Annotated in this window: 26 protein-coding genes; 19 read left to right on the top strand and 7 right to left on the bottom strand. The window is 68.8% G+C overall.

Features of this window, described 5'->3' with window-relative positions:
- The first annotated feature begins 18 nt into the window (after positions 1-18).
- The 8 genes from ddaH (at position 19) to H0B43_RS05840 (ending at position 7,701) form a co-directional block, all read left to right on the top strand.
- Positions 19-954 carry a dimethylargininase gene (ddaH, locus tag H0B43_RS41340; protein ID WP_185728893.1) on the top strand — a complete coding sequence of 312 codons (936 nt, stop codon included), beginning with the start codon at positions 19-21 and terminating at the stop codon, positions 952-954.
- Between the two features lie 6 nt (positions 955-960).
- Positions 961-2,187 (top strand): ornithine--oxo-acid transaminase, encoded by a 1,227-nt coding sequence (rocD, locus tag H0B43_RS41335; protein WP_185728894.1) that lies wholly within the window; start codon positions 961-963, stop codon positions 2,185-2,187.
- Positions 2,188-2,356: 169 nt separating this feature from the next.
- Positions 2,357-2,800 (top strand): 50S ribosomal protein L13, encoded by a 444-nt coding sequence (rplM, locus tag H0B43_RS05865; protein ID WP_005239728.1) that lies wholly within the window; start codon positions 2,357-2,359, stop codon positions 2,798-2,800.
- Entirely contained in the window at positions 2,797-3,333 is a 537-nt protein-coding gene (gene rpsI / locus H0B43_RS41330) for a 30S ribosomal protein S9 (protein ID WP_005239729.1), read from the top strand. Before rplM ends, rpsI begins: the two co-directional genes overlap by 4 nt.
- Before the next feature lie 136 nt (positions 3,334-3,469).
- Entirely contained in the window at positions 3,470-4,807 is a 1,338-nt protein-coding gene (glmM, locus tag H0B43_RS05855; protein WP_185728895.1) for a phosphoglucosamine mutase, read from the top strand.
- Positions 4,808-4,946: 139 nt separating this feature from the next.
- The gene (locus tag H0B43_RS05850) at positions 4,947-5,255 is read left to right on the top strand and encodes a hypothetical protein (protein ID WP_185728896.1); all 309 of its coding nucleotides are present in this window, start codon (positions 4,947-4,949) and stop codon (positions 5,253-5,255) included.
- On the top strand, positions 5,252-7,483 hold the full coding sequence (locus H0B43_RS05845; protein ID WP_312033909.1) for a hypothetical protein: 2,232 nt from the start codon (positions 5,252-5,254) through the stop codon (positions 7,481-7,483). The genes H0B43_RS05850 and H0B43_RS05845 overlap by 4 nt, the downstream gene beginning before the upstream one ends.
- Complete coding sequence (locus H0B43_RS05840) at positions 7,480-7,701, top strand: hypothetical protein (protein WP_312037612.1); 222 nt, start codon at positions 7,480-7,482, stop codon at positions 7,699-7,701. Before H0B43_RS05845 ends, H0B43_RS05840 begins: the two co-directional genes overlap by 4 nt.
- Before the next feature lie 9 nt (positions 7,702-7,710).
- Here H0B43_RS05840 and H0B43_RS05835 read toward each other — a convergent pair whose 3' ends face one another.
- Positions 7,711-8,547 (bottom strand): dienelactone hydrolase family protein, encoded by an 837-nt coding sequence (locus tag H0B43_RS05835; protein ID WP_185728899.1) that lies wholly within the window; start codon positions 8,545-8,547, stop codon positions 7,711-7,713.
- 97 nt (positions 8,548-8,644) lie between these two features.
- On the opposite strand from H0B43_RS05835, the gene glmS reads away from it, so the two are divergent.
- The gene (glmS, locus tag H0B43_RS05830; RefSeq protein ID WP_185728900.1) at positions 8,645-10,507 is read left to right on the top strand and encodes a glutamine--fructose-6-phosphate transaminase (isomerizing); all 1,863 of its coding nucleotides are present in this window, start codon (positions 8,645-8,647) and stop codon (positions 10,505-10,507) included.
- 32 nt (positions 10,508-10,539) lie between these two features.
- Here glmS and H0B43_RS05825 read toward each other — a convergent pair whose 3' ends face one another.
- Positions 10,540-10,914 carry a cupredoxin domain-containing protein gene (locus tag H0B43_RS05825; protein WP_185728901.1) on the bottom strand — a complete coding sequence of 125 codons (375 nt, stop codon included), beginning with the start codon at positions 10,912-10,914 and terminating at the stop codon, positions 10,540-10,542.
- 81 nt (positions 10,915-10,995) lie between these two features.
- Here H0B43_RS05825 and H0B43_RS05820 point away from each other — a divergent pair, with 81 nt between their 5' ends.
- Genes H0B43_RS05820 through tsaD form a run of 7 tightly spaced genes read left to right on the top strand, consistent with a single transcriptional unit; the run spans position 10,996 to position 17,465 of the window.
- Positions 10,996-12,477 carry an NAD(P)H-hydrate dehydratase gene (locus H0B43_RS05820; RefSeq protein ID WP_185728902.1) on the top strand — a complete coding sequence of 494 codons (1,482 nt, stop codon included), beginning with the start codon at positions 10,996-10,998 and terminating at the stop codon, positions 12,475-12,477.
- Positions 12,478-12,494: 17 nt separating this feature from the next.
- On the top strand, positions 12,495-13,700 hold the full coding sequence (gene alr, locus H0B43_RS05815) for an alanine racemase (protein ID WP_185728903.1): 1,206 nt from the start codon (positions 12,495-12,497) through the stop codon (positions 13,698-13,700).
- A 3-nt stretch (positions 13,701-13,703) separates the two neighbouring features.
- Positions 13,704-14,768 carry an alpha/beta fold hydrolase gene (locus tag H0B43_RS05810; protein WP_185728904.1) on the top strand — a complete coding sequence of 355 codons (1,065 nt, stop codon included), beginning with the start codon at positions 13,704-13,706 and terminating at the stop codon, positions 14,766-14,768.
- On the top strand, positions 14,758-15,246 hold the full coding sequence (gene tsaE, locus H0B43_RS05805) for a tRNA (adenosine(37)-N6)-threonylcarbamoyltransferase complex ATPase subunit type 1 TsaE (RefSeq protein ID WP_185728905.1): 489 nt from the start codon (positions 14,758-14,760) through the stop codon (positions 15,244-15,246). Before H0B43_RS05810 ends, tsaE begins: the two co-directional genes overlap by 11 nt.
- Before the next feature lie 49 nt (positions 15,247-15,295).
- The gene (tsaB, locus tag H0B43_RS05800; protein ID WP_185728906.1) at positions 15,296-15,955 is read left to right on the top strand and encodes a tRNA (adenosine(37)-N6)-threonylcarbamoyltransferase complex dimerization subunit type 1 TsaB; all 660 of its coding nucleotides are present in this window, start codon (positions 15,296-15,298) and stop codon (positions 15,953-15,955) included.
- The gene (gene rimI / locus H0B43_RS05795) at positions 15,952-16,431 is read left to right on the top strand and encodes a ribosomal protein S18-alanine N-acetyltransferase (RefSeq protein WP_185728907.1); all 480 of its coding nucleotides are present in this window, start codon (positions 15,952-15,954) and stop codon (positions 16,429-16,431) included. The genes tsaB and rimI overlap by 4 nt, the downstream gene beginning before the upstream one ends.
- Positions 16,428-17,465 (top strand): tRNA (adenosine(37)-N6)-threonylcarbamoyltransferase complex transferase subunit TsaD, encoded by a 1,038-nt coding sequence (tsaD, locus tag H0B43_RS05790; RefSeq protein ID WP_185728908.1) that lies wholly within the window; start codon positions 16,428-16,430, stop codon positions 17,463-17,465. Before rimI ends, tsaD begins: the two co-directional genes overlap by 4 nt.
- Here the strand turns inward: tsaD and H0B43_RS05785 are convergent.
- Entirely contained in the window at positions 17,458-19,029 is a 1,572-nt protein-coding gene (locus H0B43_RS05785) for an Hsp70 family protein (protein ID WP_185728909.1), read from the bottom strand. The two genes, tsaD and H0B43_RS05785, sit on opposite strands and share 8 nt — an antisense overlap.
- 205 nt (positions 19,030-19,234) lie before the next feature.
- On the opposite strand from H0B43_RS05785, the gene H0B43_RS05780 reads away from it, so the two are divergent.
- On the top strand, positions 19,235-19,771 hold the full coding sequence (locus H0B43_RS05780) for a potassium channel family protein (RefSeq protein WP_185728910.1): 537 nt from the start codon (positions 19,235-19,237) through the stop codon (positions 19,769-19,771).
- Here the strand turns inward: H0B43_RS05780 and H0B43_RS05775 are convergent.
- Positions 19,768-21,486 carry a TIGR03767 family metallophosphoesterase gene (locus tag H0B43_RS05775; protein ID WP_185728911.1) on the bottom strand — a complete coding sequence of 573 codons (1,719 nt, stop codon included), beginning with the start codon at positions 21,484-21,486 and terminating at the stop codon, positions 19,768-19,770. The genes H0B43_RS05780 and H0B43_RS05775 overlap by 4 nt on opposite strands.
- 231 nt (positions 21,487-21,717) lie before the next feature.
- On the opposite strand from H0B43_RS05775, the gene groES reads away from it, so the two are divergent.
- Together groES and groL are read left to right on the top strand one after the other, a co-directional pair.
- On the top strand, positions 21,718-22,017 hold the full coding sequence (groES, locus tag H0B43_RS05770) for a co-chaperone GroES (protein ID WP_003940763.1): 300 nt from the start codon (positions 21,718-21,720) through the stop codon (positions 22,015-22,017).
- A gap of 92 nt (positions 22,018-22,109) precedes the next feature.
- Positions 22,110-23,723 carry a chaperonin GroEL gene (gene groL, locus H0B43_RS05765; RefSeq protein ID WP_185728912.1) on the top strand — a complete coding sequence of 538 codons (1,614 nt, stop codon included), beginning with the start codon at positions 22,110-22,112 and terminating at the stop codon, positions 23,721-23,723.
- Between the two features lie 98 nt (positions 23,724-23,821).
- Here the strand turns inward: groL and H0B43_RS05760 are convergent, their stop codons facing one another.
- The 3 genes from H0B43_RS05760 to H0B43_RS05750 all read right to left on the bottom strand — a co-directional run bounded on the left by H0B43_RS05760 (position 23,822) and on the right by H0B43_RS05750 (position 25,662).
- The gene (locus H0B43_RS05760) at positions 23,822-24,571 is read right to left on the bottom strand and encodes an anti-sigma factor domain-containing protein (RefSeq protein WP_185728913.1); all 750 of its coding nucleotides are present in this window, start codon (positions 24,569-24,571) and stop codon (positions 23,822-23,824) included.
- Between the two features lies 1 nt (position 24,572).
- A complete protein-coding gene (locus H0B43_RS05755) occupies positions 24,573-25,241 on the bottom strand; it encodes a sigma-70 family RNA polymerase sigma factor (RefSeq protein WP_213015550.1) in 669 nt (222 codons plus the stop codon).
- 127 nt (positions 25,242-25,368) lie between these two features.
- Positions 25,369-25,662, bottom strand: a complete 294-nt coding sequence (locus H0B43_RS05750) for a WhiB family transcriptional regulator (RefSeq protein ID WP_185728914.1) — start codon at positions 25,660-25,662, stop codon at positions 25,369-25,371.
- Positions 25,663-25,684: the final 22 nt, after the last annotated feature.

The following is a 25,684-nucleotide window of genomic DNA, read 5'->3' as shown; positions in this document are numbered from 1 at the left end:
GATCGAGGGGGAGTGGAGATGGCGCCCACTGCTGGTATCGAGTCCCAGAGCTCTTACGAGGACCCGTCGGTAGCGTCGGGCGATGCCGCCCGTGCGGCCCGCCACGCTCGCCCGCGGACCTATCTGATGTGCCCGCCCACATATTTCGACGTCCTCTATGCCATCAACGACTGGATGCGCCCCGGCGAACCCGTCGATCGCGACCGCGCCATGTCGCAGTGGTCCGCACTCGCGGACACCTACCGTCGACTCGGTCACGAGGTCCTCACCGTCGACCCCGTCGAGGGGCTCCCGGACATGGTGTTCGTGACCGACAGCGGGCTCGTCGTCGACGGCGTCGCTCTCGGTGCCCGGTACCGGTCCGCCGAGCGCCGGGCCGAGGCCGAACACGTGTTCCGGTGGTTCCGGGACAACGGTCTGACCAGGCCCACCCTGCCGCGCTATGTCAACGAGGGGGAGGGCGACTTCCTCGTCGTCGGCGACGTGATTCTCGCCGGAACCGGGTTCCGGTCCGACCCACGGTCGCATGCCGAGGCGGCGGCACATCTCGGTCGGCCGGTGATCACCCTGAACCTGGTGAATCCCCGCTACTACCATCTCAACACCGCGCTGGGGGTGCTCGACGACTCGTCGATCGCCTACCTGCCCGCGGCGTTCTCGCCCGACAGTCGCGCCGTCCTCGAGCGGATGTTCCCGGATGCGGTGATCGCGGCCGAGACCGACACCGACTGGCTCGGACTCAACCTGGTGAGCGACGGTGTCAATGTGGTGCTGCCCGTGCAGGCGTCGCATCTCGCGGACCAGTTGTCCGGTCGCGGGTACGAGCCCGTGCCGGTCGACTATTCGGAGTTCCTCAAATCCGGTGGCGGAATCAAGTGCAGCACTTTGGAACTCCGCGGGTTCCGCGCACGTGGTGATGCGGGCAGTCTCGGCACTGCGGGAAGTCAGGGGTGATCAGTCATGTCGGACAGTGCGGTTTCGGTGTCGGATGCCACGCGTGAGCAGCTGAGCAGGGCGGACGAGCACAGCGCACACAACTACTCGCCGCTGCCGGTCGTGATCGAGTCGGGCGCCGGCGCGTGGGTGACGGGTATCGACGGCGTCGACTACCTGGACGTTCTCGCTGGTTACTCGGCACTCAACTTCGGCCACGCACACCCCGCCCTCGTCCGAGTGGCGCGGGAGCAGCTGGGCAGGCTCACCCTGACGAGCCGCGCTTTCCAGCACGACCGCTTCGCGTCCTTCTGTGAGGACCTGAGCAGGCTGTGCCACAAAGAGGCGGTCCTGCCCATGAACACGGGCGCCGAGGCCGTCGAGACCGCGCTGAAACTGGTCCGCAAGTGGGGATACGACATCAAGGGTGTGCCGCCGGGGCGTGCCGAGGTGATCACTTGCGCCGGGAACTTCCACGGCCGCACCATCTCGATCGTCGGGTTCTCGTCCGATCCGGACGCGTACACCGGATTCGGTCCGTACCCGGCAGGCTTCGTGTCCGTCGAATACGGGAACGTGGACGCGTTCGAGTCCGCGATCACCGAGGACACAGTGGCCGTGCTGCTCGAGCCGATCCAGGGAGAGGCCGGTGTACTGGTGCCCCCGTCCGGTTACCTCGCGGCAGTCCGGGACATCTGTACCCGTCGCGGCATCCTCATGCTCGCCGACGAGATCCAGAGCGGTCTCGGTCGGACCGGCGACACGTTCGCGTGCGACCACGAGAACGTGACCCCCGACGTGTACATCCTGGGCAAGGCGCTGGGTGGCGGGCTGATGCCGGTGTCCGCCGTCGTCGCCGACTGGTCCGTGATGACGGTGATCGGTCCCGGGCAGCACGGCAGCACGTTCGGGGGCAATCCGCTCGCGTGCGCCGTCGGAAGCGCGGTGGTGGCTCTGCTCGAGACCGGCGAGTACCAGCAGCGCAGCCGAGAGCTCGGCGGCTACCTGCACAGCATGCTGTCGCAGCTGCCCGCCGACCGCGTGTCGGAGGTGCGTGGACGCGGATTGTGGGCAGGGGTGCAGCTGGCCGACGGTATGCCGTCCGCCCGCACGATCTGTGAAAGACTCCTCGCCCGCCGCGTCCTGGCGAAGGACGCGCACGAGGGGACCATCCGCATCGCTCCGCCGCTGGTGATCGAGCGCGACGAGCTGACGTGGGCGGTTGAACAGCTCGCCGATGCGCTCGCGGAGTGAGTTTTGACCCTGAGGCGCCCCGACCGGTAGTGTTCTCCGTTGGCGTGCCGTGCGCCGCTGTGTCCTCGTGTCGCAGTGGCTGGCGGTTCTCGGGTCTCAACTGGCCGCCGGGAATCGCTCGAACGATACGCAATGGCCAGCAGCGGATTGAACAAGACGAGGAAGTTCTGTGTCTACGTACACCCCGAAGGCCGGAGATGTGACCCGCACGTGGCACGTCATCGACGCCACTGACGTGGTGCTCGGCCGCCTTGCCGTCCAGGCAGCCAACTTGCTGCGCGGCAAGCACAAGCCCACCTTTGCACCGCACGTTGACGGCGGCGACTTCGTCGTCATCATCAACGCCGAGAAGGTTGCCATCAGCGGCAACAAGCGTGAGGGCAAGTTCCTGTACCACCACTCCGGACACCCCGGTGGTCTGAAGTCCCGCTCCGTCGGTGAGGTTCTCGACAAGAACCCCGACCGTCTCGTGGAGAAGGCCATCGTCGGCATGCTCCCCAAGAACAAGCTGGGTCGCGCCATCAGCAGCAAGCTGAAGGTCTACGCGGGCCCGAACCACCCCCACGCCGCGCAGCAGCCGGTGCCATTCGAGATCAAGCAGGTGGCCCAGTGACGGCGCCGGAGGAGCAGAACGTGTCCAACCCCGAAGAGATCACCGAGGCTGTCGAGGTCGCGGCGGACGAGTACGTGTCCGTCGAAGAGCCCGAGGTCGCGGAGGACATCGAGGCCGCTGCTGCGCCGCAGGCCCCGATCGTGATCGATCGCCCCATCCAGACCGTCGGCCGTCGTAAGGAAGCGGTTGTCCGCGTCCGTCTGACCCCGGGTTCGGGTGACTTCAAGCTCAACGGCCGCACCATCGAGGACTACTTCCCGAACAAGGTGCACCAGCAGCTGATCAAGGCTCCGCTGGTCACGGTCGAGCGTGCAGAGTCCTTCGACATCGTGGCACTGCTGCATGGTGGCGGACCGTCCGGGCAGGCCGGCGCTCTGCGTCTCGCCATCGCCCGCGCACTCATCGAGGTCACCCCCGAGGACCGTCCGGCTCTCAAGAGCGCCGGCTTCCTCACGCGGGACGCCCGCGCCGTCGAGCGCAAGAAGTACGGCCTGAAGAAGGCCCGCAAGGCATCTCAGTACTCGAAGCGCTGATGTGTCGCCGAAGCCGCCCTCCGGGTCGGCTTCGGCACCTGTTCTTCCCGAGAGCAGGCGTCCATCGTTACCGGACGCCTGCTCTCGTGCTTTATCCGAGATGTAGTGGGTTTCCTAGGTGCGAGGGGTCTGGTCTATGGGTCGATTGTTCGGGACGGATGGGGTTCGTGGTCTCGCGAATACCGAGCTGACCGCCGAGTTGGCGTTGCAGGTGGCCTCCGCCGCCGCGACGGTGCTGGCGTCGCCGGGTTCGGGTGGACGAAAGACGGCTGTGGTCGGCCGTGACCCGAGGGCCAGCGGTGAAATGCTCGAGGCAGCGGTCGTCGCGGGCCTGACCTCTGCAGGCGTCGACGTTCTGAACGTCGGGGTACTGCCGACACCAGCGGTGGCATTCCTGACCGCGGAGCTGGACGCGGCTCTCGGTGTCATGATCTCCGCCTCGCACAATCCGATGCCCGACAACGGCATCAAGATCTTCGCGGCCGGTGGGCACAAACTCGACGACGAGGTGGAAGACCGGATCGAGGCCGTCGCCGCCGGAACCACGACGCGGCGGGCGCCTACCGGAGCGGGCATCGGACGCGTCCGCGCGGTGCCGGACGCCGCCGAACGGTACCTGCGGCACCTGGCTACCGCGCTCCCGAACAGCCTCGACGGGCTGACCGTGGTGGTGGACTGTGCGCACGGGGCGGCCTCGGCCGTCGCTCCCGCCGCCTATCGGGCCGCCGGCGCCACCGTCGTCGCGATCAACGCCGAGCCCGACGGACTCAACATCAACGAGAACTGCGGATCGACGCACCTCGAGAGCCTGCAGAAGGCGGTCGTCGAGCACAGCGCCGATCTGGGGCTCGCACACGATGGAGACGCGGATCGATGCCTGGCTGTCGATGCCGGCGGATCCCTTGTCGACGGCGACGCCATCATGACCGTGCTCGCCCTCGGCATGCGCGACGCGGGTGAGCTGGTCGACAACACTCTGGTCGCGACCGTCATGAGCAACCTCGGCTTGCACATCGCGATGCGCGAGGCCGGGATCTCGCTGGTCACCACGGCCGTCGGTGATCGCTACGTCCTCGAGGGGCTCCGGTCCGGCGGTTTCAGCCTGGGCGGCGAGCAGTCCGGCCACGTCGTGTTGCCCGCCTTCGGCACCACCGGCGACGGGGTGCTGACCGGACTGCGGCTGATGGGCCGGATGGCGGAGACCGGCCGGCCGATCGCCGAGTTGGCAGCGGCGATGACGACGCTTCCGCAGATCCTCGTCAACGTGAAGGTCGGCGACAAGCGTGCCGTCGCCGCATCCCCGGTGGTGCTGGACGCCGTCGTCGCGGCGGAGCGCAGTCTGGGCGAGAAGGGGCGGGTGCTCCTGCGACCGTCGGGCACCGAACAACTCGTGCGCGTGATGGTCGAAGCCTCGGATCTCGACGTGGCCCGCAAGCTCGCCGACGAACTGGCCCGCATCGTCGCCTCCGTATGAATTGAGAGGCACCGCCTCCGTATGAACTGAGAGGCACCGCCTCCGTATGAACTGAGAGGCACCGCGCACCGATCGGCCGAGGGAACCGATCGGTGCGCTGTCGCGTCTAATGGGGTAGGTCGCGAAGAGAGGGTGGGCAATGAGCGATGCAGTCGAGGTGGACGTCGCCCTGGTGACGGATGCGGGCGCGAGGATGCTGCGGTCGGCGGAGGTCCTGCGACAGCAGGCCACGGAAGCTGCTCGGATGGAATTCGGCGGGGCGCAGGCCGGTCGCGACTACGCCGCGAAAGGTGACGCGCTTCGTGACGCGCTCGGCGTCGCCGGGGTGTGCTTCGAACAGTGGGCCGTTGATTCGGAGTCGTTCGGTCACGCCTATCAGGCCGCCGCCGCGCGTTACTCGGGAACAGACGCGGACGTCGCCGCCTCTTTGACCGGGGTGCAGTGGTGACTACGGACCCGAGAGCGCTGATCGACGATCCGAATCTCACCCCCGAGTTCAAGGAGCAGTTGCTCCAGGCGTGGGCCGCCTCGCGTGAGGAAGACGCACACTCGTGGCAGCCCTACTTCGACGAGTACGGTCTCGACAGGCGCGATCGCACTCCGTCCGCCGACCAGCGGTACGCCGCGCTGCTTCAGGACGGCAGCGACGCGCAGACCGCGAACGCGTCCCGGATCGCGCTGGGGGAGCATTTGCGCCCCGACTCCCTCAACACTCCCGATGACATGCTCGACCTGGGCGCGCGGGGACTCGAATTCTTCGAGCTGTTTCTTCCCGCCGCGAGGAGGCTGGGGTACGAGACCCGCGAACTCGCGGACTACTACGCCAGGTTCGACGCCGAACGGGGTATGCAACTGAAGTCCCTCGGCCGCGACGTCGACACCCTCGGTCGCAGTGTCGATGCCGCCCGAACCGAACTCGACGAGCAGGAGAAGTGCGCGGTCGCGGTGCGCGGCGGATGGCGCGGAATCGCCGCTGCCGCAGCCGTCGATGCAGCGGATCGGCAGAATGCTCACGCAGCTGCCACCGTCGGTCGGATCCACGGACTCGCCGAGGTGATGTTCGAGGCGAACCTGACACTGAGCGCGGCGGTGACCAACAAGGCGTACAAGGTGGTGTCGCTGCACCAGTCGACTGTCGGTGGGTACAGCGCAGCGCAGATCGACGTGCTCGCCCACATCTACGCAGACGGTAAGGACGGCGAACACTCGATCGCGAAGGATGCCATGGAAGATGCGTCCTACTGGTTCCCCGAACTCGCCGATGACGACTACCGGCACGTCAATGGTCTGTACAAGGACGGGGGCGGTGGCGCGCTCCGCCTGCTCGACCGCGACGACGTGGTACGGCGCGCCGCCGGGATCACCAAGGACTGGTTCGACGCGAACTTCCGGCATGTGTACGAGGAGAAGCAGCAGGAATTCGCGGCCGCGTGCGCGGACTGCACGGAGGCCGTGAACACCGCCTACGACACCGTGATCGCCGAGGCACGGTCGATCGTGGTGCAGCCGGGCTTTCGCCCGCAGGACACGTCGGATCCGGCGCCGGACCCGGCCGAGCCTGCGGTACCGAACACCGAGACCGCCACCGTCGCCGCGTCGGCACCCGATCCCGTCACTGTCCCGTTCAGCGCGCTACCACTGGCGGCGACGCCGGTCGCAACGCCATCAGGTGCCGAGAATGCGGCCACCGGACCCATGGCCGCGGCACCCCAGCCGGTGACCGCACCCTCGCCGGTGACCGCACCCTCGCCGGTGACCGCACCCTCGCCGGTGACCGCACCCTCGCCGGTGACCGCACCCTCGCCGGCGACCTCACCCCCGCCGGCGACCGCACCCGCCGTGGCGGCGCCGACTGCTCCGGTGCCGGCGGCGCCGGCCGCGGCTCTTCCGGCCCCGGCCCCCACGCCTGCACCCCTCGCAGCCCCGGGCGGTCTCCCGGGATTCGGTTCCGTGCCGGCCCCGGGCGATCTCGTCCGGCAGACGCTCGCGGGCGGCCTGGCAGATCTCGGTGGGATCATTCGCCCGTTGATCGAGGACACCCTGACGACGCTCACTCACCGGGACGAGGAACGACACGACGAGGACCTCACCGGGAACGTCGACGATCCCGGTGAGCACCTCGGCAAGTCGGCACACGACGGGACACCCGCCGAGAGCCTCCGAATGAACCTCGACGGGAAGTCCTGGACGCTCGCCCTCGAGGTGGACGGTCAAGGACTTCACCTCGAGATGAGCGATGGTGCGGGCGGGACGGCGAGGTTCGGGGTCGAGATCGGCCCGGACGGCCTGCCGCGGATCGTCGGCGAAACGCCTGTCGTCGAAGAAGACTCCATCGGCGCCGCGTCCGCCGAGCCGGCTCCCGAATCACCGGCTCCCGAATCACCGGCCCCCGCAGAGGGGAACGCGCCGGACATGCCACCCGGACAGGACGGTCCGGTGGCCGATCGTGGCGTCGGGAACGTGGTGTCGGAACAGGCGGAGGCGCCGCTGCCGGGCGACGAAACACCGGTAGGCCCCCCACCGCCACCGGCGGCCGCTGCCCAGCAGGAGGCTGCTCCCGAACCGGCCGCCGAACCCCAGCCGCTGCGTGAGTCGCGGCCGGCACCCGAACCCGCACCAACGCCCGGCGACGGATTCGACAGCGGTGCGGAGCTGGCCGAGGCCGGTCCGCTGTGAGCAATCGAGCCGCACAGTTGCGTGCGCAACGGGCGCAGATGAGAGCGGACCTGGAGATGTTCCGGGAGCGGCTCGACGAACGTCGGGCACGGGACGAGGCGGCGAGGGCCGGACGCGGTCCGGGGCCGTCCGTCCAACCGGCGACGCCGGAGGCTCCCCGCCGGGGAGTCGTCGAGGACGACGACGAGTTCTACCGGCCCCGCAGCTGGCTGGTGTGACCCGGACCCTCAGATGTGGGGCAGGAGGCCCTCGGAACCGGCATGAGTGTGCTCCTCGTGCGGATCGACCAGTGTGGTGTGCGGGAGTTCGGCATCGGCCTGCGCGAACACCGCGTACTTCTTGTCCTCGGTGAGGTGATGGAGCAGGAAGCCGGTGAGCAACGCACGCGTGACCTGCTGAGTCTTCCGCTCGGAACCTCCGATGCCGAGTGCGCCCAGGAGCCTGCGCCCCTCGGTGAGCCCGGACTCGGAGGCCCCCTTGACGGCGCGCAGGACGTGTTCCCCGCCCCATGCCTCGGCCAGCGGCTTGGCAGTGCTGTTCATGGTGTCGATGTCGGCGCCCGCGACGATGAGCCCCGGCGCTGTGATCTTCGACGCATACTTTTCGGCCTTCGGCGCTGTCGGCGCGGGGAACAGGGCGGCGACGGCCGACACGTCCTGCTGCGCGGCCGCGAGCACAGCCACTCCCGCACCCATCCCGTGGCCGGCGAAGGCCACGCGGTCGGGCTGCACGCTGATCTGACCGGGACCGAGACGCACACCCACACAGATGTCGAGCGTTGCGCGCAGATCGGTGGCGAGCCCGAGGTGGGAGGGCACGGGACCACGCTCGCTGTTGGGTGCGGCCACGACGATTCCCCACGACGCGAGGTGCTCGAGGGTCTTCCGATAGTGGTCGGCACCCGCCATCCACCCGTGTGCGAAAGCGACAGCGGGCAGGTTGAAGCCTGATTCGGGCGTGTATACGACTCCCGGTTGCCCGGCGAGGGCGAGATCACCCCGCAGCACGCGGTGCGGTCCTCGCTTGGACAGTTCACGGGCCAGGGTCTTCGGTTTCGGCGCCACGGGGAGAACGTTATCCGATTCGCGGGCACGCGAGAGAGCCGATGCGGCCCGCACTCCGACTTCGCGGCGTCGCCCGGTCCAAGTACCCTGATGAACCATGTGCGGAATCGTGGGATACGTCGGCCACCGGCAGGCTCTGACTGTTGTGGTGGAGGCTTTGCGGCGGATGGAATACCGCGGATACGACTCTGCCGGGATCGCCGTGCTCGACGGGCGCGGCGGCATGGCGGTGGAGCGGAAGGCGGGTCGTCTCGCGAACCTCGAGGCCGAATTGGACGAGGTCGGGGCCGAGCATTTCACCGGGAGCACCGGGATCGGGCACACGCGGTGGGCCACGCACGGTCGTCCGACCGACCGTAACGCGCACCCGCACCGTGATGCGGGCAACACCGTCGCCGTCGTCCACAACGGCATCATCGAGAACTTCGCCCCGCTGCGGGCCGAACTCGAGCACGACGGTGTCGACTTCGCCAGCGACACCGACACCGAGGTGGCGGTGCATCTCGTCGCCCGTGCCTATGCGTCGGGGGAGACCGCGGGCGACTTCGTCGCGAGCGCGCTGAGCGTGCTGCGCAGGCTCGAGGGAGCGTTCACGCTCGTCTTCACGCACTCGGATCACCCGGACACCATCGTCGCGGCGCGTCGCTCGACGCCGCTCGTCATCGGTGTCGGCGAGGGCGAGACGTTTCTCGGTTCCGACGTCGCGGCGTTCATCGAGCACACCCGTGACGCAGTCGAGCTCGGTCAGGACCAGGTGGTCGTGATCACCGCGGACGGCTACTCGATTCTGAACTTCGACGGATCCGAGGCGCAGGGCCGCCCGTTCCGCATCGACTGGGACCTCGCCGCCGCCGAGAAGGGCGGTCACGACTACTTCATGCTCAAGGAGATCGAGGAGCAGCCGGCCGCGGTCGCGGACACCCTTCTGGGTCACTTCGCGGACGGGAAGATCGTTCTCGACGAGCAGCGACTGTCGGATCAGGAATTGCGCGACGTCGACAAGGTCTTCGTCGTCGCCTGCGGCAGCGCGTACCACTCGGGTCTGCTCGCGAAGTACGCCATCGAGCACTGGACTCGTCTGCCCGTCGAGGTCGAGCTCGCCAGCGAATTCCGCTACCGCGATCCGGTGCTCGACCGGTCGACGCTGGTCGTGGCCATTTCGCAGTCCGGTGAGACGGCGGACACCCTCGAGGCTGTGCGGCACGCCAAGGACCAGAAGGCCCGGGTGCTGGCGGTGTGCAACACGAACGGCGCCCAGATTCCGCGCGAGGCCGACGCCGTCCTCTACACCCGGGCAGGTCCGGAGATCGGTGTCGCGTCGACCAAGGCGTTCCTCGCGCAGGTCACGGCGAACTACCTGGTCGGCCTGGCGCTGGCCCAGGCGCGCGGCACCAAGTACCCGGACGAGGTCGCCCGCGAGTACGCAGACCTCGAGGCGATGCCCGATCTGGTGAGCCGCGTCCTCGAAACGGTCGAGCCCGTGCGGGCGCTGGCGCGGGAGCTGGCGTCGTCGTCGACGGTGCTGTTCCTGGGCAGGCACGTGGGCTACCCCGTGGCGCTCGAGGGTGCGCTCAAGCTCAAGGAGCTGGCGTACATGCACGCCGAGGGTTTCGCGGCGGGCGAGCTCAAGCACGGTCCGATCGCGTTGATCGAGGACGGGCTGCCGGTGATCGTCGTGATGCCGTCCCCGAAGGGGCGCGCGGTGCTGCACTCGAAGCTGCTGAGCAACATCCGGGAGATCCAGGCCCGCGGCGCGCGGACCGTCGTGATCGCGGAGGAGGGGGACGAGGCCGTGCGCCCGTTCGCCGACCATCTGATCGAGATCCCGGCGGCGCCGACGCTGCTGCAGCCTTTGCTGTCGACGGTGCCGTTGCAGGTCTTCGCGGCGGAGGTCGCGCAGACCCGCGGCTACGACGTCGACAAGCCGCGCAACCTCGCGAAGTCCGTCACCGTCGAATAGCACCGATCGGGGGCGCGGCACGAGCCGCGCCCCTACGGGGTCACGATGACGGTGCCCGTCATGTCCGGGTGCAGCGAGCACGTGTAGTCGTAGGTTCCCGGTTCGGTGAATGTGTAGGTGAACGTGCCGGTCTGCATCAGCCGGCTCCGCAGGACGCTCTTCGCGGCGCCGACACCGACCACGTCGTGGGTGACACCGCGGTCGTCGAAATTCCAGGTGACGGTGTCTCCGGCCTTGACGGTGAGCGTCGCGGGCGCGTAGGCCATGTTCGCGACCTGCACGACGGGCCCGGCCGGCGCCTCCGGTGCCGCCGCATCCGGGGAACTGCAGCCGGACACGACCCCCGTCATCGAAATACATGCGGCGAGAGCCACTCCGGCGATCCACGACCTTCCACGTCCTCGCATGAGGTCGAGCGTAGTCTGACCCCGTACCGACCCTTCACTGCACAGCGGCCAGCCGTGACGCTGGCACGACGAGGAGTTCCCATGCGGGGCTACTACACCGCTGACGAGGTTCGAGCCGCCGAGACGCCGCTGCTGGCGTCCCTTCCCGACGGGGCACTGATGCGGCGCGCCGCACACGGACTGGCCACTGTGGTGGCGGCGGAACTGCGGGCGCGGACCGGGGGCGTCGCAGGCCGCGCGATCAGGGTGCTGGTGGGGTCCGGGGACAACGGTGGGGACGCGCTGTGGGCGGCGTCGATGCTACGCAGACGAGGTGTCGCGGCTACCGCGGTGCTGTTGAAACCGGAGAAGACTCACGAGTCGGGGCTGGCGGCGTTCACCGCGGCCGGTGGCCGGACGGCCACTCCCTCCGACGGCCCGGGCCTGCCCGACCTGGTGATCGACGGGATCGTGGGAATCTCCGGCCGGGGACCGCTGCGTCCCGACGCTGCGGCCGTCGTCGACCGAATCGACGCGCCGATCGTGTCGGCCGATCTGCCGAGCGGTGTGGATCCGGACACCGGGGCGGTCGAGGGACCGGCCGTGCGGGCCGCTGTCACCGTCGCGTTCGGCGCCCTCAAGCCCGTCCACGCGCTCCGGGCGGCGCACTGCGGCCGAGTGGAGTTGGTGGACATCGGACTGTCGCTCGGCGTCGCCGGGATCACCGCACTCGACGCCGCCGACGTGGGTGCCGCGTGGCCGGTGCCGGGACCGGGCGACGACAAGTACTCGCAGGGGGTGGTGGGGGTGGTCGCCGGCAGCGACGGCTATCCCGGAGCGGGCGTCCTGTGCACCGGCGCAGCTGTCACGGCGACGTCGGGGCTGGTCCGGTACGCCGGGCCGTGCACGAAGGAGGTGCTCGCGCACTCGCCGGAGGTGATCGCGACTCCCGACTTCGCGAAGGCCGGACGCGTCCAGTCCTGGGTGGTCGGGCCGGGCATGGGCACCGATGACGACGCCCGACGCACGCTGCGGACGGTCCTCGAGTCCGATGTACCGGTTCTGATCGACGCGGACGGTCTCACCCTCCTTGCCGAGGACCCCGACCTGGTGCGATCGCGGACCGCGGCGACGCTGCTGACACCGCACGCTGGTGAATTCGCCCGGCTGACGGGGAAGGATCCCGGTCCGGACCGGGTCGCGTCGGCGCGGGCTCTCGCTGCCTACTGGAACGTCCACGTGCTGCTCAAGGGACGGGCCACGGTGATCGCGGAACCCGGTGGACGGGCTCTGGTCAACGAGGCGGGCGGATCGTGGTCGGCCACCGCGGGCGCGGGGGACGTGCTCGCCGGGATCGTCGGCTCACTCATGGCCGCGGGCATCGCCCCGGACCGTGCGGCCGCGGTGGGCGCCCGAGCGCACTCGCTCGCCGCGAACCTGGCGGCTCGCGGTGGGGGCGCAGACCTCTCCGCCGGGCGTGGAACAGCACCGATCTCCGCCGGAACCCTGCTCGCGCACCTCCGGGAGTCGATCAGGGTCCTGCGTGCGGGGGTGTCACCCGAGGAAACACCGGCTACACCGTGAATGGCAGGATCGACCATATGACGCTTGCTGAAGCAGTACCGGCGGACGAGGACGGCCACAGCGAACTCGCGGCGACCGGCGGGTCGACATCGGCACCTCAGGCCGAAGCCGTGGTGGATCTGGACGCGATCGCGCACAACGTCCGCATCCTGCGCGACAGTGCCCGGGACGCAGCGCTGATGGCCGTCGTGAAGGCGGACGGCTACAACCACGGTGCGGTGCCCGTCGCCAAGGCGGCGCTCGCAGCGGGAGCGTCGGAACTGGGCGTGACGACGGTGTCGGAGGCGCTGACGCTGCGCCGTGCGGGAATCGAGGCGCCTGTCCTGGCGTGGCTGCACACCGTCGATGCCGATTTCGCCCCCGCGATCGCGGCCGGCGTGGAACTCGGTGTCTCCTCGCCCCGCCACCTCGCCGCGGTGGTCGCTGCCGCGCGGAGCGTCGGCACGACGGCGATCGTCACGATCAAGGTCGACACGGGGCTGAACCGCAACGGGGTGGCACCCGACGAACTGGCGCAGGTCCTCGTCGACCTGGCGCGCGCACAGGCCGAAGGCGCGGTGCGGCTGCGCGGCATGTTCTCTCATCTCGCCCACGCCGACGAACCGCACCATGCGTGGATCGATTCCCAGCGCGAACGACTCGAAGGCGCGATCGCGGATGCCAAGCGGCACGGACTGGTTCCCGAAGTGGTGCACCTGTCCAATTCGGCGGCCACCCTGACCCGCCCCGACCTGCGGTTTGACATGGTTCGGCCGGGAATCGCGATATATGGTCTGTCGCCCGTTCCCGAACTCGGTCAGTTCGGGCTGCGCCCGGCGATGACACTGCGATCGAGGGTGGCTCTGGTGAAAAAAGTGGCGGCGGGTGAAGGCGTGTCCTACGGGCACATGTGGGTGGCCCCCCACGACACGACGGTGGCACTGCTCCCGTTCGGGTACGCCGACGGGCTGCCCCGTTCGCTCAGCGGCCGATTCGAGGTCCAGTTGGGCGCCGAGCGCCGCCCGGGGATCGGACGTGTCTGCATGGACCAGGTGGTCGTGGATCTCGGGCCGGACGGCGGTGGAGTCAAGGAAGGCGACACCGCGGTCTTCTTCGGCAACGGCGACCTCGGCGAGCCCAACGCGCAGGCCTGGGCCGACGAACTCGACACCATCCACTACGAGGTGGTGACCGGAGTCCGCGGACGCACCGTGCGCAGCTACATCGGCGGGGCAGGCGCCTAGGTCATGGGGGTGTCGAAGCGCTTGGGGCTGGTCGGCGGGCTGCTGAGCGCGCTCGCGCTGGGCTCGGTGGCCGGGGTCAACGCGCTGCGGAGCGCGACCCGGCCGGGGCGGGAGATCTACGACGACGAGGACTTCGCACTGATGTCGCGGGATAGGCGCAGCGTCGTGGTCACCGAGGACGGCGTCGCGCTCACTGTCCGCGAGGTCGGACCGGTCGACGCCCCGGTGACGGCGGTGTTCGTACACGGATATTGCCTGGACATGACGTCGTGGCATTTCCAGCGCCGTCAACTCGCCGAGCGCTGGGGCGACGACGTGCGGATGGTGTTCTACGACCAACGCGGGCACGGTGATTCGGGTGTCCCGTCGACCGAGAGCTGCACCATCGCGCAGCTGGGCGCCGATCTCGCGACGATCGTCGAGGCAAAGGCTCCGACCGGACCGGTTGTGCTGGTGGGGCATTCGATGGGCGGGATGACGGTGCTCGCATTCGCCGGGCAACGGCCGGAACTGGTGGCGTCCCGGGTGGCGGCGGTGGGTCTGATCGCCACGGCCGCGGCGGGCCTCAGCGAGACCGGATTGACCAGAAACCTGCAGAACCCGGTCATCGACGGATTCCGGTTGGCCGTCCGGACCTCGCCCGATGTGGTCCAGCTCGCACGGGGCGCGGCCCGGGCGCTGATCACCCCCATTCTGCGGGCGGCGTCCTACGGCACGGACGTGAGTCCGCGCCTGCAGAAGTTCTCCGATTCGATGCTGGACCGGACGTCGGTGGTCACCGTCGTGAACTTCCTGCGGACGCTCGAATTGCACGACGAGTCGGCGTCACTCGCGGCGATCGAGGACACCCCGTCCGTCGTGGTGTGCGGCGACAGCGACATGATCATCCCGTTCTCCAGTTCCCGGAAGCTCGCCGCGGACCTCGCGGAATCCGAACTGGTGCGGGTGCGCGGCGCGGGCCACCTCGTGCAACTCGAGTTCCCGTCGGTGGTGTCGGACGCGATCGACCGGGTGCTGCGCCGGGGTCTCGACACGGGGGAATCGCGGGAGCAGTCCGATGTCGGCTGAGGAGAGAGAGCTGGGTGTGAGCGGGACGGTGGTGCTGGCGACGGCGGAGGACACGGAGCAGTTCGGGCGGGACCTCGCCCGGGGGCTCGTCGCCGGCGATCTGGTGGTGCTCGACGGACCCCTCGGCGCAGGGAAGACCGCGCTGACGAAGGGAATCGGGGCAGGCCTCGGCGTGCAAGGACGAGTGACTTCGCCCACATTCGTGATCGCGCGAGAGCACCGGGCGGGCACGCGACCCGGCGGCGGTGCACCGGTGGGAATGGTGCACGTGGACGCGTACCGGCTGGGTGGCAGCGGCCCGCACGCCCTGGACGAGCTCGACGCGCTCGACCTCGACACCGACCTGGCCGCAGCGGTGGTCGTCGTCGAATGGGGGGAGGGCATCGTCGAGCAACTGGTCGACCGCCACCTGCGAGTGCGCCTGCGCCGCGAACCGGAGACGGATGTCCGCACGGCCCACTGGGAGTGGATTTCCTGACGGGTCGGGTGTCGGGAGCCGTTCTGACGTGCGAGTACCCTCAGTTACCGTGCTTGTTCTCGCCATCGACACGTCCACGCCTGCCGTGACCGCCGGAGTCGTCCGGGTTTCGGCCGATTCCGCATCGGTGGGGGCGGTGCACACCCTCGCGGTGCGCGTGACGGTCAACCCGCGCGCCCACGCGGAAGTGCTCACCCCGCACATCCTCGAATGCCTCACCGAGTCGGGTCACGTCGCCGCTGACCTCGACGCGGTGGTGGTCGGGGCCGGGCCCGGGCCATTCACCGGACTGCGCGTGGGGATGGCTACCGCCGCCGCCTTCGCCGACGCCCTCGGTATTCCGGCGCACGGCGTGTGCAGCCTCGACGCAATCGCCGCCCAGGTGGACGGGGACCGGAATCTGCTCGTCGTCACGGACGCACGCCGCCGGGAGGTGTACTGGGCGCGGTATTCGGCGGGAGTGCGGGTGGAAGGTCCGGCGGTGGTGAAGCCGCGCGACCTCGAGCCCATGCCCTCCGAGGTGGTCGCGGGATCGCCGTCGCATGTCGACTTCTTCGATCTGCCCGTCGAACCCGTGGAAACGCCCTCGCCCGCAGGGCTGGTCGCGGTGGCCGCGGAGGCTCTGTTCAGTGGCGGCGTCCCGGACGCGCTGGTCCCGCTGTACCTGCGGCGCCCGGACGCCGTCGAGTTGGCGGACCGGAAGAAATGACGTTCCGCATCGAACCGATGTCGGCCGCGGATGCCGAACGCTGCGCGGAGCTCGAAACCATTCTCTTCGCCGGCGACGGGCCCTGGAGCGCAAGCGCGTTCAGGGCGGAACTCGCCGCCCCGCACGTGCGTTACACCGTGGCGCGGGACGAGTCGGGACACGTCGTCGGATACGCCGGAATCGCCCTGCTGGGCGATGGCGCGCATCCGGAATCCGAGATACACACGATCGGAACGGACCCGGCGTGCCAGCGCCGGGGCATCGGCGGCGCCCTCCTCGACGAGCTTCTCCGCGTCGCCGACACCCACGGTGGTCCGGTGTTCCTCGAAGTGCGGACCGACAACGATGCGGCGATCGCGCTGTACAAACGTGAAGGATTCGAGATCGTGGGAACCCGTAAGAAGTACTACCAACCGAGCGGTGCGGACGCGTTCACGATGCGCCGCCCCGGATCGGGTGAGGAGCCGGTGCAATGATCGTCATGGGGATCGAAAGCTCTTGTGACGAGACCGGAGTCGGCATCGTCCGGTGGAACGGTGACGGAACGTGTGAGCTTCTCGCCGACGAGGTCGCGTCCAGCGTCGACCAGCACGCCCGCTACGGAGGGGTGGTGCCGGAGGTCGCGTCCCGCGCTCATCTCGAGGCCATCGTCCCGACGATGAGGCGTGCCCTCGCGGTGGCCGGGATCGCCAAGCCGGACGCGCTTGCCGTCACCATCGGCCCCGGCCTGGCCGGTGCGCTGCTCGTCGGCGTCGCGGCGGCGAAAGCGTATGCGGCGGCCTGGGACGTCCCGTTCTACGCCGTGAATCACCTCGGCGGTCACGTCTCGGTGGACACCCTCGAGCACGGACCGATGCCGCCGTGTGTGGCGCTGCTCGTGTCGGGTGGGCACACGCACCTCCTGCACGTCGAGGATCTCGCGAAACCCATCGTCGAACTGGGCACGACCGTTGACGACGCAGCCGGCGAAGCGTTCGACAAGGTGGCTCGCCTCCTCGGACTCGGCTTCCCCGGTGGGCCCGCCCTCGACGCTGCGGCGCAGGACGGCGACCGGAACGCGATTCCGTTCCCTCGCGGCATGACCGGGCCGCGCGATGCGCGGCACGACTTCTCGTTCTCCGGTCTGAAGACGGCGGTGGCGCGATATGTCGAATCGAAGGAGCGTGCCGGGGAGGTGTATTCGGTGCCGGACATCGCCGCGAGCTTCCAGGAGGCCGTGGCCGACGTGCTGACGATGAAAGCGGTGCGCGCCGCCCGTGACGTGGGCGTCGACACTCTCGTCCTCGGCGGGGGTGCCACGGCCAACTCGCGTATCCGCGCGCTCGCCGAGGAACGCTGCGCCGAGGCCGGCCTGACGCTGCGGGTTCCCAAGCCGCGCTTGTGCACCGACAACGGAGTGATGATCGCGTCGCTCGGCGCGCACCTGATCGGGGGTGGCGCCGCGCCCTCCCTGCTGACCGTGGCGAGCGATCCGGGACTGTCGGTGGCGACCAGTCAGGTGTTCAGCTGACCGGGATCGTGACGGTCTCGGTGGCCGGCGGAGTCAGCGCCCCGTTCGGGCTCGGAGCAACCGTGCCCGGCGCCGGGACGATCGGGAAGAGCCCCTCGGATGCCGGTGGCTCTGCCGGTGCCGACGGTGCCGCGGGCGTCCCGGTCGGCGGCGCCACTCCGGGAACGCCGGGTGCCGGGGCACCGGGGCTCGGTTCGTTCGGGGTGGATTCTCCCGGAACCTGCGGCCACAGCGGCGGAATGGCGGGCCACTCGATGTGCGGCCATGCCGACGGCGGCGGATTGGTGCCGGGCAGGGTCGGCCGCGCCGGAGCGGTCGGCGTCGGCTGCGGTGTCGTGGTGGGTGGGGTGATGGTCGCGCTCGTCGAGTCGGGCACGTGCTCCGGGGTGCGGTTCGTCTGCGGTTCCGACGCGGGCGGGGCCACCGGGTTGGGGGAGTAGTCCCGTGTCGGTGTGGGGTCGTACGACGGAATCCGCGTGGCGGGAGGTGTATCCGTCGTGGTGGTCGTGACCTGCTCGGTGGTCTGGAACGTGTCGGTCCCGGCGGGGGAGACGTTGGGATCCGGGGCGGGTGCGAGTTCCTTCACGCCGTAACCGAGGACGAGCCCGCCGACGACCAGGGCGCCGACGAGAGCACCGGAGACCTTCGCCGCAGAGCCGGGGCGGTTCGATTCGGTGGCCGGGTAGTTCTGGATGGCGGAGGAGACGGCGAGCAGCGCTGCACCCTTCGCTGTCGCCGTGTCCGGTTCGGGCACGGCGATGACCCGGGCGGTGAACGCGTCGGCGACGGCGGACGCGATCGCCGGAATGGTCGCGCCACCACCGACCAGCGCCAAGGCGTCAGGAGGACGCGGGGAGTCGGCGACGGTGGCACGGATGAACTCGACCGCGACCCGGACCGTCGGTGCGGCGATCTCCTCGAATTCGCTGCGGCTGATCTCGATCGGGCGGATGCCCGGCAAGTCGATGTCGACGTGCGCGTTCGGCTCCGAGGACAACTGCTCCTTCGCGACACGGCACCGCGCCGCGAGCAGATCGCGGTCCAGGTGCCGCAAGGGATGTGGAGTGGCGAAACTGCCGACGACGTGGTGGTAGACGAGGTCGTCGATTCCGGTGCCGCTCACGTGGCTGGTGCGGTCGGCGTGCAGGACGGTGCCGTCCACCTGATCGACGACCGCGACGGACATCCCGGACTCGCCGAAGTCGACGATCGCGACGGTGGCGTGCTGAGCGACCTCGCCGGTGTGCCGAAGGTAAGTGAGGGTGGCGGCGGTCTCGGGCACGAGATGCACGCGATGCCGCTGCCTGCTGACGGCGCTGCGGATCGAATGTGCCTGCTCTGCCGTCCGGTACGCGACGGCGAACGCGTCAGGAGTGGTGGGGGAGGTGGGAACCTGGGTGGTCATCAGCGAGATGGAGGAGCGGACCAGGTCGCCGAGGTCGGTGTGCGCCTGGTCTGCGGAGAGGTAGCGGAACTCGACGTTCTGCGCACCGTTGGAGGCCGTGCTGACGAGGGCGGAACCGACACCTGCCGCACCGGTCGACATGCCCAGCGACATACCCATCACACACCCCCTCACGTATTCGACGCGTGACCTGCCATCTCTGTTGGAACGCCCAGTTCAGCGAGGAATTCCTGCCCGTTGAATCGGCGACTGTTATCTGAACGTTACAGAAAACAAACGGATTTCGCTCCCGGGTTTCGGTCGTGGAAGACGAAGATTGCGCTCGATATCCGGCCTCACCTGCACAGTTGTCCAAAGGAATCTCATGCGACGCGCCAGCGATTTCCGCACCCTCACGAGACGTGAGCGCCGACGGCTTGTAGTGCGCGCGGTTCTGCGCCCGCTGAGCACCGTCGTCCTGTGCGTAGTGGTGTATTTCGCCACGCCGTGGACCTCGTTGGGGGACCTGTCCGCCGTGCTCTTCCTGGTGGGCGGCATCGCCGTGGTCGTGGTGGCCGCAGTGTGGCAGGTCCGGCGGATCATGCGGTCCGAGGCACCCACCCTCCAGGCGATCGAGGCGCTGGCCCTCATCGTGCCGCTCTACCTGCTCGGCTTCGCGACCGGCTATTGCCTGATGTCCGAGAGTGATCCGGGCTACTTCACCGAACCCCTTACCCGCATGGGGGCTCTCTACTTCTCGCTCACCGTCTTTTCCACGGTCGGGTTCGGCGACATCGCCGCGACGACCGACCCGTCGCGAGCCGTAGTGAGCGTGCAGATGATCGGAAATCTGATCCTGCTCGGCGTCGGCATCCGCGTGATCGTCGCGGCCGTCCAGTGGGCCCGCAGGCGCCGGACCTAACGGCCCGACACCAGCACCAGTTCCACGTTCCGGTCCGGCGTCCCGCCGAGCAGGTCGGGGTCCGCGTGAATGTCGTTGAACGACAATTCCCGGTACAGCGACGCCAACCCGAGTGGGGAGAGATCGGTGTGATCGACGGCGTAGGGGCTGTCGGCCTCGAACAGCGTCGTGAGCAGCGACAGGGTTCCGTCGGCGTTGTCGACCACCTCGACGATCCGGCCGTGCTGAGGGAAGTCGATGTGTGAGGCCGTGTTGATTTCCCAGAACGACTGCTCCGGAGTCGCTCCGGGCCACGGGGTGATCCGGTTCTCGTGGGTATGTCCGTTGACCCAGGCGAGGACGTTCGGGAATCGGTGCAGCAGATCCACCAGTCGTGAGCCCCGGATCCGGGGCTCGGCCGGCGCCGAGGGGTCGGGGACGACGTTGTCCATGCTGCCGCTGGTGTGGTGGCTGAACAGGACGAACCATGTGTCGTTGCGGGCCTGCGACACCGGGCGGCCTGCCGTGTCGTAGTAGCGGCTGCTCCCTGCCGTCAGGGTGTCCTCGATCCACTGGAACTGCGCCGCGCCGAGCGAGCCGTCGACGAACCCCGCCCGGTTGGTGGAATCCATGCTGATGCCGACCACGCCCGGGGTGATGTCGAACGAGTAGTAGCCGATGCCGGTCTCGCCGGCATCGGGCGCGAAACCGTGACCGGCCGGTCCGGGGCCCGTGTTGGCCGGGTCCAGGTGCGCGGCGATGAACTGGCGCGGTGTGAACGGCGCCCGCGCGGGGTCGGGTGTGACGACTCGCGGTGGGGTCGTGAATGCGGACAGCGCGCCGGGAACGGCCCCGGGGTCGAACTTGGTGGCGATGTCGACCGCCTTCGCCTGCTCCGGTGATCCGGGGACCTCGAACTTCAGCGAACCGGTGTACATGGCTTCGAGCGGGGGGATGCCGCTCGGGACGGTGCCTTCCACCGAGTCGTCGTGATTGCCGAAGACGCAGTACCAGGGGGTGCGCAGGCCGGGGCTCGTGACGGGACGGATCGCGGCGTCGAGCAGTCCGGGGATCTCCGGGAAGCCGGCCTTCTTGTACATGTCCTGGACGGAGGATTCGGGGTTCCAGTACAGATCCGCACCCGAATTCTGCACGCCTTCGTAGCGGTCCGGGGCACCCGTGTTGGGGACGATGGTGCCCCCGTTGAGCGCGGTGAGGAACCAACCGAGTTCGGCGAACTCCTTGTTGTCGGTGTTGTCGCCGGTGCTCACGACGGCGTCGAACGGGCGCCGCGTGTGCGGGCCGGACGCGAGCGCGTTGACGCGTGCGACCAGCGCGACGAGACCCTGTGAGGTGAGCGTCTCGTGTGGGCGGAATGCGGAACCGGTGAAGGGGTGCACGTATTCGAAGCGCATCGGGGACTGGGCGTCGACCAGGTGCACGTCCGTGAGCTGGACGAGGGAGGCGAGGGCGGTGCGACGGTCTTCGCGCCCGCTGCGGGCCTCGGCGAGTTCGGTGCGGACGATCGTCGGCCATCCCGCTCCCGCGCCGAGCCTGCGGTACCCCGAGGTTCCGAGTGGGACGGCAACCGCTTCGAGCGTGGTCCCCGCCCCGGACGTGGGAAGCGGCGCCGCCCCCGCGTACTGCAACCCCCACGGGCGTGCACCGAACCCCACTGTTCCGACGGCCCCGAGCCCGGCAATTGTCAGGAATTTACGCCGATTGATGTCAGACACCAGGGGAACCTTAGGTGACGACCCGTGAGACAGGCCGATTTTCGGCTCGGCGCGATCTACCGCCCCCTTCTCCTTGAGGGTTGGCACTCTCACGTATAGAGTGCCAAGTGGCGCCGATCGAGCTCCGGCACCCGCGACGACGGGGCTGTGTGACGTGCCGTAAACGGAACACTCAAACAAGGAGTCCGGAGAAATCTCCGGGTCCGCATACCCCAAAGTGGAGGGCTCATCGTGGCGAGCGTCAACATCAAGCCGCTCGAGGACAAGATCCTCGTCCAGGCCAACGAGGCTGAGACGACGACTGCCTCCGGCCTGGTCATTCCCGACACGGCCAAGGAGAAGCCCCAGGAGGGCACCGTCGTCGCAGTCGGCGAAGGCCGCGTCAACGAGCAGGGCAACCGCATCCCGGTCGACGTCAAGGAGGGTGACACCGTCATCTACTCCAAGTACGGCGGAACCGAGATCAAGTACGCCGGCCAGGAGTACCTGATCCTGTCGGCACGCGACGTGCTGGCTGTCGTCTCCAAGTAAGCCATACGTGATCCGCCCCGGAGTCCCCACAGGATCCCGGGGCGGAGTGCGTTCACGCGCGTAACCCTGAGATCCAGGAGAAGACAGAACACATGTCCAAGCAGATTGAGTTCAACGAGATCGCACGCCGGTCTCTCGAGCGTGGAGTCGACAAGCTTGCCGACGCGGTCAAGGTGACCTTGGGTCCGCGTGGCCGCCACGTAGTGCTGGCAAAGGCCTTCGGCGGCCCGACCGTCACCAACGACGGCGTCAGCATCGCCCGGGAAATCGAGCTCGAGGACCCGTTCGAGAACCTCGGCGCGCAACTCGTCAAGAGCGTCGCCACCAAGACCAACGACGTCGCAGGCGATGGCACCACCACCGCGACCGTGCTGGCCCAGGCCATCGTGCGGGGCGGTCTGAAGAACATTGCCGCGGGTGCGAACCCGATGGCACTCGGCATCGGCATCAACGCCGCTGCAGACAAGGTCGTCGAGGCACTGCTCGCCGTCGCGAAGCCGGTGGAGGGCAAGAACTCCATCGCCCAGGTCGCGACCGTCTCCTCGCGCGACGAGGAGATCGGCGAGATGGTCGGCGAGGCGCTCACCCGCGTCGGCACCGACGGTGTCGTCACGGTGGAGGAGTCCTCGACCCTGGCGACCGAGCTCGTGATCACCGAGGGAGTCCAGTTCGACAAGGGCTACCTGTCGCCGTACTTCGTGACGGACCTCGACGCACAGAAGGCTGTGTACGAGGACGCACTCGTGCTGCTGTTCCGCGAGAAGATCACGTCCCTGCCCGATTTCCTGCCGCTGCTGGAGAAGGTGGCCGAGAGCGGCAAACCGCTCCTCATCATCGCGGAGGACGTCGAGGGCGAGGTTCTCTCGACGCTCGTGGTCAACTCCATCCGAAAGACCATCAAGGCCGTCGCCGTCAAGGCGCCGTTCTTCGGTGACCGCCGGAAGGCGTTCCTCGACGATCTCGCCGTCGTCACCGGTGGCACGGTCATCAACTCCGACGTCGGCCTCACGCTGAAGGATGCAGGCCTGGACCTGCTCGGCAGCGCACGTCGCGTCGTGGTCAGCAAGGACGAGACCACCATCGTCGACGGCGCCGGAACCGACGACGACATCAAGGGCCGCGTCGCGCAGTTGCGCCGCGAAATCGAGAACACCGACTCCGACTGGGATCGCGAGAAGCTCGAAGAGCGTCTGGCGAAGCTGGCCGGTGGCGTCGCCGTCATCAAGGTCGGCGCAGCCACCGAGACGGACCTCAAGGAGCGCAAGTTCCGCGTCGAGGACGCCGTCAACGCCGCGAAGGCCGCAGTCGCCGAGGGCATCGTCCCCGGTGGCGGTTCCGCCCTCGTCCAGGCGAGCACCGAGCTGACCGACAACCTCGGTCTGACCGGTGACGAAGGCACGGGCGTCAAGGTCGTGCGCGAAGCCCTGCAGGCGCCGTTGTTCTGGATCGCCAGCAACGCCGGCCTCGACGGGTCCGTCGTGACCAGCAAGGTTGCCGAGCAGCCCAAGGGGCACGGCTTCAACGCCGCCACCCTCACCTACGGCGATCTGCTCGCCGACGGTGTCGTCGACCCGGTGAAGGTCACCCGCTCCGCGGTCGTCAACGCGGCCTCGGTCGCGCGGATGATCCTCACCACCGAGAGCGCCGTCGTCGACAAGCCGGCGGAAGAGGAAGAGGCTCACACCGGTCACGGGCACAGCCACTAGGCTCTGCCGTCGCGCCCGGTCGGACATTCCGACCGTCAGTCGAAGAAACCCCCGTGCGGATCACCGCGCGGGGGTTTCTTCGATCCGGCCTGCGCCGGTCAGCTCAGTTGCAGCACCGCGAACGGATCCGACGTCGGCTGCGGTGACCCGCCGGGTGGCTCGACGGTGACGGCCAGCTTCGACATCGATCCGACGTCGTCGAGGACGACGGGCGTGTTCGACAGCACATCGGAGGGGGACAGGGTTCCGGCCGGCACAGGCGCATCGCCCGATTCGGGCATCAACCACAGCTGGTACACGGTGTCCGGTGCGGGCGGGGTCACGCCGTCCAGCACGAACACGACGGCGTCCTGCGACTTCGAGTAGATGGCGGTCGCGGACCCGCCTGCCGCGATCGCACTCGTCGACGAATGCATGTCCGCGGCGTCCAGCACCTGCTCGGCCACGGTGGGCGACGGCCCTTCGGTGAACTGCCGGACGATCACCGTGCCGCCGGCGAGCACACCGACCGCAGCGGCAACCGCGACGGCGATCTGCCAGCGATGCCGACGGGATCGGCGCTCGGTGAGAGAGATCGGACCTGACGGTGAGTGTTCTGGCGCAGAGTGTCCTGGCGCGGTCTTCCCGACCTCGGCGAGAAGTCGTGCCCGAACGTATGGCGGGGGGTCGACGGCGCCGACCGCACTCACCACCGCGAACGCTTCGTGGATCCGGCGAACCTCCTCGGTGAACGAGGACCGGGTCCGGTCGTCGGTCGCGGCGAGATCGGTGTCGAGTTCGTGGCGTTCGGTGACGTCGAGCGCGTCGAGTGCATACGGGTAGGCCATGCCCACGAGTTCGTCGTTCATGTCACAGACCCCCCAGGCAGCCGCGCAGCCGCGTCAATCCGTCACGGATGCGCGTCTTGACCGTCGACAGTGCGACCCCCAGCTGGGAGGCGACCTCTCGGTAGGTGCGACCGTCGTAGTACGCCATCGCGACCGACTCACGTTGCGTGTCGGTGAGGGAGTCGAGGCAGGCGAGCACCGACTGATGCTCGAGGCGCCGGGTCACCTCCTCGGTGACGTGATCGAACGGCCCGGCGACGTTGGTGTTCTCGTAGAGGGCCTCGCGGTCCGTGCCCGCCTGCTCGGATCGCACCCGGTCGACCGCCCTGCGGTGCGCAAGCGTCATCAGCCAGGACAGCGCGGAGCCGCGAGCAGGATCGAAGTTCGACGCGGTGCGCCAGGCCTGGAGGAAGACTTCCTGTGTCGTCTCTTCGGCGTACCCGGGATCGCGGAGCACGCGCAGCACCATTCCATGGATCCGGGCGCTCGTCCGGTCGTACAGCTCGGCGAACGCCTCGGCGTCGCCGTTCGCGACCCGGGCCATGGCGTCGGAGAGCTCTGCGGATTCGGTGGCCCGGGCCGTGCGTGCCCCGGTCGCGTCCGCCGGGCACACGTCTTCTGCTGACAAGTTGCCCCCGTGGTTCGTCACCGACACTCTTCTCGTTTCATCGAGAACCACGGTAGCGTGCATTTCCACTCATCTCCTCCAGCCGGTAGGCATTCGGAGACCGAGTCGCCGTGGATGGGTGGCCGGGGAGACCGGTGTGTCGCGCGGAACCCGCGCAGCGGGGAGTTCCTAGGTGAGTGTCGTAGTGGAGTCAGACCGCGATCCGGCCGCGCCGGTGACGGCCGTGCATTTCGCGTTCGGTCTCGGACATACCGCCCCAGATACCGTACGGCTCGGACACGCTCAGAGCGTGGTTGCGGCACTGGGCGAGGACTGGGCAGCGTCTGCACATTTCCTTCGCCCGGGTCTCCCGTTGTGCGCGGGCCCGGCCACGCTCCCCGTCGGGATGGAAGAACATCGAGGAGTCGACCCCGCGGCACAGTCCGTGCATCTGCCAATCCCAGATATCCGCGTTCGGGCCGGGAAGGTGGTTGGGTGCAGGCATGTGGACTCCTTAGCTGCAAGCT

It is taken from the genome of Rhodococcus sp. 4CII (assembly GCF_014256275.1).
Taxonomy (GTDB): domain Bacteria; phylum Actinomycetota; class Actinomycetes; order Mycobacteriales; family Mycobacteriaceae; genus Rhodococcus_F; species Rhodococcus_F wratislaviensis_A.
The sequence above is the reverse complement of the archived record's forward strand: the minus strand, read 5'-3'. Positions and strand labels throughout refer to the sequence as shown.